This is a genomic window from Streptomyces sp. SID486 (genome assembly GCF_009865385.1).
GTDB lineage: Bacteria > Actinomycetota > Actinomycetes > Streptomycetales > Streptomycetaceae > Streptomyces.
The window spans coordinates 1-10,444 of record NZ_WWJT01000199.1 but is presented as its reverse complement, the minus strand read 5'-3'; the positions used below and the strand labels follow the sequence as shown (position 1 = coordinate 10,444).

At 75.5% G+C, this 10,444-nt stretch carries 7 protein-coding genes; 3 read left to right on the top strand and 4 right to left on the bottom strand.

What is annotated here, in order from left to right:
- Positions 1-56: 56 nt before the first annotated feature.
- Positions 57-2,255 (bottom strand): DEAD/DEAH box helicase, encoded by a 2,199-nt coding sequence (locus GT045_RS09860; RefSeq protein WP_161333928.1) that lies wholly within the window; start codon positions 2,253-2,255, stop codon positions 57-59.
- 182 nt (positions 2,256-2,437) lie between these two features.
- Between GT045_RS09860 and GT045_RS09855 the strand changes: the two genes are divergently transcribed.
- The 3 genes from GT045_RS09855 to GT045_RS09845 all read left to right on the top strand — a co-directional run bounded on the left by GT045_RS09855 (position 2,438) and on the right by GT045_RS09845 (position 4,086).
- Entirely contained in the window at positions 2,438-2,680 is a 243-nt protein-coding gene (locus tag GT045_RS09855; RefSeq protein ID WP_161294260.1) for a hypothetical protein, read from the top strand.
- Between the two features lie 10 nt (positions 2,681-2,690).
- Positions 2,691-3,176 carry a hypothetical protein gene (locus tag GT045_RS09850; RefSeq protein ID WP_237538493.1) on the top strand — a complete coding sequence of 162 codons (486 nt, stop codon included), beginning with the start codon at positions 2,691-2,693 and terminating at the stop codon, positions 3,174-3,176.
- Between the two features lie 172 nt (positions 3,177-3,348).
- Positions 3,349-4,086, top strand: a complete 738-nt coding sequence (locus GT045_RS09845; RefSeq protein ID WP_161294258.1) for an alpha/beta fold hydrolase — start codon at positions 3,349-3,351, stop codon at positions 4,084-4,086.
- Positions 4,087-4,300: 214 nt separating this feature from the next.
- Here GT045_RS09845 and GT045_RS09840 read toward each other — a convergent pair whose 3' ends face one another.
- From GT045_RS09840 to GT045_RS09830, 3 genes are all read right to left on the bottom strand, one after another.
- Positions 4,301-6,397: a beta-ketoacyl synthase N-terminal-like domain-containing protein gene (locus tag GT045_RS09840; RefSeq protein WP_161333927.1), complete on the bottom strand. Its 2,097-nt coding sequence runs from the start codon at positions 6,395-6,397 to the stop codon at positions 4,301-4,303.
- Positions 6,394-9,663, bottom strand: coding sequence for a non-ribosomal peptide synthetase (locus GT045_RS09835; protein WP_161333926.1), 3,270 nt, complete (start codon positions 9,661-9,663; stop codon positions 6,394-6,396). Before GT045_RS09835 ends, GT045_RS09840 begins: the two co-directional genes overlap by 4 nt.
- 3 nt (positions 9,664-9,666) lie before the next feature.
- Positions 9,667-10,444 (bottom strand): thioesterase domain-containing protein (locus tag GT045_RS09830; protein WP_237538492.1); only part of this gene is annotated, 778 nt, incomplete at its 5' end.

Here is a 10,444-nt window from a genome sequence, read left to right as displayed (position 1 = left end):
GGAGCTGACCGGCCGGGTCCGTCCCGGGCGTCGGAGGTGACCGGCTCGGGTTCGTCTCAGGCGTCGGGGGCGGCCGGTTCGGGTTCGGGCAGGAGGGCGTCGGCCAGGCCGAGGCGCGCCTGTTCCTCCTCGACGATTCGGCGTGCCAGCTCGGTGTCCGAGACGTCGACCGCGTCCGGGGTGGCCTCGGCCACCTCGCTGCGGCGGGCGTACGCGTCGAACAGGCGGGTCTTGCGCTCCAGCATCCGCACCAGGCGCTCGTCCACCCCGCCCGTGGTCAGCAGGCGGTGCACCCGGACCGGCCGCACCTGGCCCATGCGATGGGCGCGGGCCACCGCCTGGTGCTCCAGGGTCGGCTTGATCTGGGGCTCGCAGATGACGACGACGGAGGCGGCCTGGATGTTGAGGCCGACGCCGGCCGCCTGGATCTGGGCGAGCAGCACCGCCGGGCCGGCCACGCCCGCGAACTCGTCCACCACGCTCTGCCGCTGCCGGGGCGGCACGCTTCCGGTGAGCGGGCCGAACACCGGGGCGGGCCGGTCCGGTTCACCCTGGAGGGCGGACCGCACCGTGTCCAGCACGTCCCGGAAGGCGGAGAAGACGAGCGTCTTCTGGCCGTTGTCACCGGCCTCCCGGACGATCTCCCGGAGCCGGCAGAGTTTGGCCGACGTCTCCGGGTCCCGGTAGGCGGCCCTGCGCATCGCCATGAAGTTCCCCGCGCGCACCGCGTCCCGGTAGGCGTCCTCGTCCGAGGCGCTCAGTTCCTCCCACTCGTCCGTGAGCTGGAGGGCGGGCAGTTCGGTGAGCACGTCCTGCTGGTTGCGGCGCAGGTAGACGGGCGCCACCGCCTTGCGGAAGGCCACGGGGCCGGCCATGCCGTCCCGGTCGTCGAGGCGGTCGGCCACCTCGCCGTCGAGCATGCGCACCAGACTGCGGAACTCCCCGACCCGGTTCTCCATCGGAGTGCCGGTCATGAACAGGACCCGTGCGCTGCTGTCCGCCCACTGCGCCACGGCCTGGGAGCGCAGGGCCAGCGGGTTCTTCACGCAGTGCGCCTCGTCCACCACGAGCATCCCGGTCCCGTCCCCGTCCGGGACCGGGAACCCGCGCAACGCGTCGAAGGTCGTCACGCCGACCCCGCCCCGCACCTTCCAGTCGGCGAAGGCGTCCTGCCGGTCCGGGCCGTGCAGCGGCAGCGCCCGCAGCGTGCTGCGCGCCTCGATCTCCCGGGTCCAGTTGACCAGGACGCTCGCCGGGCAGACGACCATGAAGTGGGTGTCCCCCGCGGCGGCGAGGTGCGCGAGCGCGGCGATGGCCTGGATGGTCTTGCCGAGCCCCATCTCGTCACCGAGGATCACCCTGCGCTGCGCGAGGGCGAAGCGCGCGCCGAACGCCTGGTAGCCGCGCAGCGACACGCGCCGCCGGGAGTCGTCCAGCCGCTGGGCCCGGACCCGTGCGGTGATGTCCTCGGGCAGGAAGCCCTCGGCGGCGGCCGTGTCGGGAGCGCGGCCGGAGATCTCGGCGAGCAGGCCGTAGTACTCCGCGGAGCGCAGCTCGAAGTCCACCCAGGCCGCGATGTCGTCCGACGGCCCCCGCAGCAGGTCCACCGACGCCTGCGCGAGCAACTCCGCGGTGCCCGCCCGGTCGGCCTCGGCCAGGACCGCCCGGAGCTGTCCGACGGCCTCCAGCGCGCGGGCCCGTGCGGCCCGCCCCGCGACCAGCATGCTCAGCCGGCCGGCCGCCGGCCCGGCGTCCGTGAGCAGGGGGTCGAGCCGCCGCGTCAGCGCGGCGGCCGTGTCGACCGCCCGCCGCGCGTCCGCGCCCGCCTCCACCAGCACGTGCAGCGCCCTGACGAGCGCGGTCGTACGCGGCTGCGGCCGGTCGACGTCGAGGTGCACGGCGACGGTCTCCAGCACCATCTCCGACAGCTGCTGCGCGGCGGCGACGATCTGGTCGACGGTCCGCTGCCCCACCCCCGGGATCTGCCGCAGCCGGTAGGGCCCGGCGTCCAGCACCTGCCGGACCGTGCGCAGGCCGCTCTTCTCGACGTGCGCCACCCTCAGCCGCCCGCCGGTGGCCTCCTGGAGCCGGGCCACGGGGATGGCGTCGAGGGCCTGCTCCACCGCCGCGTCCTGGATCGGCTTCAGCGCCGCCCGCACCGCCTCCACGGCCCTGCCGTGATCCCCGGCCACCGCCTGAGCCGCCTCACGCAGCCGCATCCCGCGCGCGACCGCGTCCCGCTCGCCCCGACCCATACGTCCCCCTGCTCGACTCGCTCGGGCCATCCTCCCAGCAGCCGGTACGGCGGGACGTGCGGCCCGGCGGCGACCGCGGTCCGAAGACTCCGGGCAGCTGCCGCTCCGACCGCCGCTCCCGGGCCGGATCCGTCCCTACCGTCAAGTCCCGTATCACTCTGCTGACTTGGGAAGGGGCTCAGATGAACAAGGGTCTTCGTACGGCGGCTGCGGCGGCGGCGCTGGTCACCGGACTCGTCACGGCGGCCGGCGCGCCCGCGGCGGCGGCCGGCCGGTCCGAGCGGATCACCTCGCAGGAGCAGCTGGCGGCGAACATCGCCAAGGCCGTCGCCGCCGAGCAGCACAACGGCGCCGTCACCGACGGCGTCGTGGGCGGCATCGTCGCCAACACCGGCAAGTCGGTCGTCCGCCCGGCCGCCTGCTAGGGACGCGGAGGTGAGCACCGTGGACGGTTCCGCGGGGCAGCGGCCCCTCAACTGGTGTCCCTCCGGTGACGCGAGTCGTCCGGAGAGCGTGGTGCTCGGCGTCCGTTCCGGAGACCGCGGCGAGGTCGTCTACCTCGCCGATCCGGTGCCGGTGGCCGAGGTCCTGGGCAGCATCCCGGAGGGCATCGCCCCCAACCGGGTGCTGCGGTTCGCCTCGCACTGCGTGTCGGACTGCGCGAACCGGGTGGGCGAGGCGTGCGGCCTGATCGAGCGCATACGGGCCGTGCCGCCGAAGGCCGAGGCCGAATCCGCGGCCGTGCCACGGTGCCACCTGCGTCCGCACTGCAAGTGGTGGAACCAGGTCGGCGTCGAGGGCTGCCGGCGCTGTCCCGCCGTCGTCACCCTCAACCCGCACGACGACGAGCTGAACGTGCTCGTCGCCGACCCCGGGACGACCTTGGAACAGCTGGAGAGCTGGATGGCCGCGGCGGAGTGAACCGCCCGGCGTGGCCGGACGAGAGGGGCCCCGGGCCGGGCGAACCGGCACGGGGCCCCTCTCGTGCCAGGACGCGGGCCCGGCTCCGCAGGAGCCCGGCACGGGCCCCGGAAGAGCCCGCGCAGAACCCGCGAGAAGCCCGTGAAGAGCTTCGGAAGAGAGAGGTACTTTCATGGACGGCTGGATACGGCGCTTCCACCGCGCCCCCGACGCCCCCGTTCAGCTGCTGTGCTTCCCGCACGCGGGCGGCGCGGCCGGCGCCCAGCACGCCCTGTCGGCCGCGGTCGCCGGTCCGCTGGAGCCTGTGGTGGTGCAGTATCCGGGCCGGCACGACCGTTTCACGGAGCCGTTCGCCGAGCGGATCGACGAGGTCGTGGACGCCGTCCTGGACGCGCTGCCCGCGGATCCGGCGGGCAGACCGCTGGCGTTGTTCGGGCACAGCATGGGCGCGCTCGCCGCCTTCGAGACGGCCAGGGCGCTGCAGGCGCGGGGCCGGGCGCCCGCCGCGCTGTTCGTGTCGGGGCACCCGGGGCCCTCGCTGCCGATCGCGTCGTACTGGCCGGGAGCGCCCTCGGACGACGAACTGCTGGCGGAGATGCGGCTGCTGGCCGGTACGGACGACAGCCTGCTGGCCGACCCGATGCTGCTGGAGGTCGCGCTGCCCGCCCTGCGCGCGGACTACGCGATGCTGTCCGCCTACTCCTACCGCCCCGGTCCCCCGCTGCGCTGTCCGGTGGTGGCGCTGACCGGGGACGCCGATCCGAGGGTGCGGGTGGAGGAGATGCCGACCTGGCGGCAGGAGACGCTGGGCCCGTTCACGACGCATGTCCTGCCCGGCGGGCACTTCTACCTGGACGATCACCTGCCCCGTGTCGCGCGGGCGCTGACGTCCGTCTTCGCGCGCACGTGAGGGCGGCCCCATGAGCGCCCGTGACGGGCCACTGACACCGTCCGTCTTCGCGCGCGCGTGAGGGCGTACGTCTCCCGCGCGCATAGGGGCGTCGTCCCCGCGCGCGGGACGGCGTGCGTCTCCCGCGCGCAAAGGGGCGTCCGTCCCGTGCGTGGCGGGGCAGGGGAAAGGGGCCGGTGACGATCACCGGCCCCTTTCCCCGTCGCTCATCGCCTCACGCGCCCTCGAACTCGCTGAGCAGCGCGTCCAGCGCGTCGTCCCCCTCCCGGGCCTCGACGATCCGCCGGGCCAGCTCGTCGAGCGTCAGCTCCTCCAGGAACAGGGTGAGCGGTACGTCGATGCCGAAGTCGTCGCGCAGGCAGCCGACCAGGTGGACGGCGGCGAGGGAGTCACCGCCGGCGGCGAAGTAGGTCATGCCCAGGTCACCGGCGCCGTCCAGGCCGAGCGTCTCGGCGAGGAGGGCGCGCACGGACGCGTCCAGACCGGCGGCGCCCGCCTCCGGTGCCGGGGAGTCGGGGCCGGGGGACTCCAGGCCCTGGGAGTCCGGGCCCTGGGAGTCCGGCCCCTGGGACTGCGGTCCCCGCGCGGACCCCGTGGGCAGGCGGAGCTGCCCGTAGCTCTCCCCGCCGAACGGGTACGTCGGCAGCGAGACCCGGCGGCCCCGCCGCGGCCACGGAAGCCGCTCGTCCCGCAGCCACGCCTCCCCGATCGCGCGCAGGTCGTCCGCGGCGGCCGGGACCGGCACCGTGCGGCCCGCCGCGAGTTCGGCGAGGCCGGTCGCGGCCTCCTCCCGGTCGGCGGCCGCCACGTAGGCGCGGACGGCGAGGGGGGTGCGGCCGAAGCGCAGGGTGTGGGCGGTGTCGGCGAGGCTGGGGGCCCCCGGGGCGCGCAGGGCGGTGGCCAGGCGGCCGGCGAGGGCCTTGAGGGCGTCCTCGGTGTGGGCGGACAGCAGCAGCACCTCCGGACCCGGTGATCCGCTCTCCGCGGGGCGGACCGGTGCCTCCTCCAGCACGACGTGGACGTTGGTGCCGCCGATGCCGACCGAGCTGACCCCGGCGCGGCGGCGGCCGTACTCCGGCTCCGGCCAGGGTTCGGCCTCGGTGACCACGTGGAAGGGCGAGTCGTCCAGGCCGAGTCCGGGGTGCGGCCGGCCGGCTCCGGCGGTCGGGGCGATGACGGCGTGCTCCAGCATCAGCACGGTCTTGACGACCCCGGCCACGCCCGCGGCGGCGTCCAGGTGGCCGATGTTCGCCTTCACCGAGCCCAGGCCGATGGAGCCGGTGCCGAGGGCGCCCTTGAACGCGGCGGTCGCGGCGGTCGCCTCGATGCGGTCGCCCAGCTCGGTGGCCGTGCCGTGCGCCTCCAGGTACTGGGCGTCGGCCGGGTCGAGACCCGCCGTCGTCCACGCCTCCACGATCGCTGCGGTCTGCTGGTCGACGCCCGGGGCGGTGAAGCCGACGCGGGCGGCGCCGTCGTTGGTGACGGCGCTGCCGCGGATGACCGCGCGGACGGGGTCGCCGTCGGCGAGGGCGTCGGCGAGGCGGCGCAGCACGACCACGCCGACGCCGTTGCCGGGCACGGTGCCGCCGGACGCCTCGTCGAAGGGCCGGCAGCGGCCGTCGGCCGAGAAGATCCCGCCCTGGTAGTGCACGTACCCGCGCCGGTGGACCGTGTCGACGGCGACACCCCCGGCGAGCGCGGTGTCGCAGTCGCCGAGGAGCAGTGCCTGGCAGGCGAGGTGGATCGCGGTCAGGGAGGTGGAGCAGGCGGTCTGGACGGTGAGGCTCGGGCCGTCGAGACCGAGGCGGTAGGAGATCCAGGGGGCGAGGAACTCGCGGTCGGTGAGGATACGGACCTGCAGCGCGCCGATCTGCGCGGCCAGCCGGGGGTCGGTCTGGGCGGCCAGCATGTGCTCGGTGACGCCGCCGCCGACGTAGACGCCGGTGCGGCGCGGTGCGCCGAGGGGGTCGTGGCCGGCGTCCTCCAGGGCGGACCAGGCGGTCTGCAGGAGCAGCCGGTGCTGCGGGTCCAGGGCGGCGGCCTCGGTGCGGTTGAAGCCGAACAGGGCGGCCTCGAAACGGTCGGCACCGGCGAGCACGCCCTTGGCCGGGACGTAGTCGCGACCGCGTATCTCGTCGGGATCCGCGCCGTCGGCGAGGAGTTCCTCCTCGGTGAAGTCGCTGATGGACGTCGTACCGCCGAGCAGGTTGTGCCAGTACGCGTCGAGGTCGGGGGCGCCGGGGAAGCGACCGCTCATCCCGATGACGGCGATGGCGGAGTCGAGGGCCTCGGAGGCTGCGGGGTCGGTCATCGGTGGGTGCCTTTCCGGGAGCGGAGACGTCGGGCGTCGGTACGCCGGTTGTGCCGTTCGCGGCCACGGGCCGCGGAGTCCGCGGGATCCGCCGGGTCTGCGGGGCCGGCGGGGTCCGCCGCCCGGGCCTGGTCGAGGCGGGCGGCGAGGGAGGTGACGGTGGGATGGCGGAACAGGTCGACCAGGGTGAGCCCGCCGTCCGCCGCGGCCTCGCGCAGACCGGCCAGCACCCGCATCAGGCGGACCGAGTTGCCGCCCAGGTCGAAGAAGTTGTCGTGGACGCCGACCCGGTCCATGGTCAGGACGCGGGCCCAGATCTCCGCGACCAGCCGCTCGGTCGCGGTACCGGTGGCCGTCCCGCTCGCGTCCGGGGCGCGGCGGGTGACCTCCGGCTCGGGCAGCCGGGAGCGGTCGATCTTGCCGTTGCCGTTGAGCGGCAGTTCCGCGAGGCGGACGAACACCTCGGGGACCATGAAGGCCGGCAGCCGCTCGGCGAGGTGGGCGCGCAGGGTGCCGTCGTCGGGTGGGGCGGCCCCGTCGCGGCACACCACGTAGGCGGCGAGCCGCTGTTCCTCTCCGGTGCCGCGCACGGCCGCCGCCGCGATCCGCACGTCCGGGTGGGCGGCCAGCAGCGACTCGATCTCGCCCAGCTCGATGCGCACCCCGCGCAGTTTGACCTGGAGGTCGCTGCGGCCCAGGTAGGTCAGCACCCCGTGCGCGTCGACCCGTCCGAGGTCGCCGCTGCGGTACATCCGGGTGCCGGGGGCGCCGTAGGGGTCGGCGACGAACCGCTCGGCGGTCAGGCCGGGCCGCTCGATGTAGCCGCGGGCGAGTCCGGCGCCGGTGATGTAGATCTCGCCGGGGACACCGACGGGGACGGGACGCAGCCGCTCGTCCAGGACGTAGCACCGGCTGCCCGCCACCGCGTGGCCGAGCACGACCGGTTCGCCGGGGGTCAGGTCGGCCGTGTGGGAGTAGACCGAGACCTCGCTCGGGCCGTAGGCGTTGACGATCCGCCGGCCGGGCTCGTGCAGCCGTTCGACGAGTTCGGCGGGGCACGCCTCGCCGCCCACCGCGACGGTGCGCAGGTCGGGGAGCTGTCCCTTGATGTCGGGCAGCAGCATGGCGGCGGACGGCGGCAGGAACACGTAGGTGATGCGGGAGTCGCGCAGCCGGTGCAGCAGGCTCTCGCCGAGCCGTTCGTCCTCGGTGGGGACGTGCAGCTCGGCCCCCGCGACCCAGGGGAAGAACAGGTCGGACACCGCGACGTCGAAGCCGAACGCCACGAACTGCAGCACCCGGTCGGCCGCCGTCACCGGGAAGTGATGGCGCACGGCCGTGGTCAGGTTGACCAGGGAGCGGTGTTCGACGGCCACCCCCTTGGGGCGGCCGGTGGAGCCGGACGTGAACAGGACGTAGGCGAGGTCGTGGGCGCCGGGTGCCGGGCCGTCGGTGACGGGCGGCGGCTCGGCGGGACCGGTGCGGTCGACGCGCAGGCAGGGCACGCCGAGGCCGGCGCCCTGCCCGGCGGTGGCCTCGGCGGTGAGCAGCAGACCGGTGCCGGAGCAGTCGAGCATGTAGCGCAGCCGGTCGCCGGGGTGGGCGCGGTCCAGGGGGACGTAGGCGCCTCCCGCCCGCAGTACCGCGAGCGCGGCGATGCCCTGGTCCGCCGAGCGGGGCAGCAGCAGTCCGACCCGGCTGCCCGGGCCCACCCCGGCGGCACGCAACCGGGCCGCCAGCGCGTCGGCCCCCTCCAGCAGACGGCGGTAGCTGAGGCGTTCGGTGCCGTGGACGAGCGCGGTGGCGTCGGGGCGGGCGGCCGCGACCTCGGCGATCAGGTCGGGGACCAGGCGGTCGGCGGGGGCGGCGGCGCCGAGGCGGTCGTTCTGTGCGACGAGCAGCCGCAGTTCGTCCTCGGCGACCGGGGTGAGGCGGGAGAGCGGGGCGTGCGGGTCGGTGAGCAGGCCGTCCAGCAGGACGGTGAAGTTGCGGGTCCAGCGGCGCACGGTCTGCGCCTCGTACAGGTCACCGTGGTGGATGAACTGGGCGGCCAGGTCCTCCCCCCAGCGCTCCACGTGCAGGTGGAAGTCGAACTTGGCGGTGTCCAGGTCGACTTCGAGCCGCCGTGTGCCGGCTCCGGCGAGGTCCAGGGTGAGGGCGGTGTCGTCGTCGTAGGAGAAGACGACCTGGACGACCGGGTCGTGGCCGGCCTCGCGGGCCGGGGCGAGGGCGTCCACCACCGCCTCGAACGGGGCGTCCTGGTGCGGGGCGGCGGCGCGCAGGGCGTCGCGGACCCGGCCGGTCAGCTCGTGGAAGGAGGGGTCGCCGGCCACGTCGACGCGCAGGGCGAGGGTGCCCGCGAGCATGCCGACGGTGTGCTGGAGGTCGGGGTGCTCCCGGCCGGACACCGGGTAGCCGATGACGAGGTCGTCGCGGCCGGAGAGCCGGGCGAGGAAGGCGGCGTAGGCGGCGAACAGTGCCATGAAGGGCGTCGCCCCGCAGGCAGCGGCCGTCTCGGCGAGGCGGGTGCGCACGGTGGCCGGGATCGGGAAGCGCGCGCTGCCGCCGGCCGTGGAGCGCACGGCGGGCCGCGGCCGGTCCGTGGGCAGTTCCAGGGTGGCGGGCGCGCCCCGCAGTGTCTCCACCCAGTGTCGTACGGCCGTGTCGTACTCCCCCGCCGCCCGGCGTTCGCGCCGCCAGACCGCGTAGTCGGGGAACTGTAGCGGCTCACCCGGTGGGCTGTGCGGCCGTCCGGCGGCTTCGTCGCGGTAGGCGGCGCCCAGTTCGTCGAGTACGACGCCGAGCGACCAGCCGTCGCAGACCAGGTGGTGGGCGACGAGCAGCACCCGGTGGGTGCCGTCGTCGACGGCGTACACCGTGCAGCGCAGCAGCGGTCCGGCGGCCGGGTCGAAGGGGCGGGCGGCCTCCCGGCGCAGCAGCGTGTCCGCCCGGTCGGCGGGGACCGCTTCCCGGACGGTGAGCGTCGCGGCCGCGGCGGCCCGCACGCGCTGGGTCTGGGTGCCGTCCGGGGCGGTGCGGAAGACGGTGCGCAGCGCCTCGTGCCGGGCGACCAGCGTGTCCAGGGCCCGGCCGAACGCGGCGACGTCGAAGGGGCCGGTCACGGCGAAGGCCGCGGGCACGTTGTACTGCGCGGTGCCCGGGTTCAGCTGGTCGAGGACGAGCAGGCGGCTCTGCGCGTCGGAGACGGGGAACTCGTACTCCTCGTCGGCGGCCGGTCCGGCCGGGGCAGGGGCGTCGGTGGTCATGGGTCACTCCCCCCGGAGGGTGGTCTCGAGGACCGCGGCGACGCGTGCGGCCGGGTCCGGCTGAAGTACTCCGCTGTGGGTGCAGTCGAGTTCGTGCACGTCGAGGCCGGCGGTGACGGGCCGCCAGGCCGCCGCCTTCTCGGCGGTGCTCGCGTGGGTCTGCCGGGTCGCGGAGAAGAGGGTGGCGGGGCCGTCGTAGGAGGACGGGCGCCAGGCGCGGGTGAGGTGGATGTGGTGGGAGCCCGCGTCGGTCATGGCGTGCAGGACCCCGTCGCCGAGGGCGGCGAGCGGGCTGTCGGTGGCGCGGACCACCGCGAACGCCTCGGCGCGGCCGAACCGGCCGGGTGGTGCGGGGCGGTCGGGGGCGTGGCTGTTGAGCAGGATCCGCAGCGACTCCCGCTCCACCACGTCCGCCGGGAGCCGGGGGGTGCCGGGCGGGTGGGGCATCGAGTCCAGGACGGCCAGCAGCCGCACCTGCTGCCCGGCCCGGCGCAGGCACACGGCGATCTCGTGGGCGACGGGGCCGCCGAAGGAGCGGCCCAGCAGGGCGTACGGGCCGTTCGGCACGAGCGCGCGGATGCGCTCGGTGTACGCCTCGGCCAGCGCGGCGACGCTCGCCGGGAGCTTGTCCGCCCCCTCGGTGAGTGCCGGGCTCTGCAGGGCGTGCACCGGGCGGTCCGGGTGGAGGTGCGGGAGGAGGGCGGCGAAGGACCAGCCGAGGCCGAGGGCGGGGTGGACACAGAACAGGGGGGTGCGGTCGCCCGTGCGCAGGGTGAGGAGG

Excerpts from the sequence above, each read along its gene's own strand:
- GT045_RS09860 (WP_161333928.1), bottom strand. The coding sequence starts at position 2,255 with ATGGGTCGGGGCGAGCGGGACGCGGTCGCGCGCGGGATGCGGCTGCGT.
- GT045_RS09835 (WP_161333926.1), bottom strand. The coding sequence starts at position 9,663 with ATGACCACCGACGCCCCTGCCCCGGCCGGACCGGCCGCCGACGAGGAG.
- GT045_RS09845 (WP_161294258.1), top strand. The coding sequence starts at position 3,349 with ATGGACGGCTGGATACGGCGCTTCCACCGCGCCCCCGACGCCCCCGTT.
- GT045_RS09855 (WP_161294260.1), top strand. The coding sequence starts at position 2,438 with ATGAACAAGGGTCTTCGTACGGCGGCTGCGGCGGCGGCGCTGGTCACC.
- GT045_RS09840 (WP_161333927.1), bottom strand. The coding sequence starts at position 6,397 with ATGACCGACCCCGCAGCCTCCGAGGCCCTCGACTCCGCCATCGCCGTC.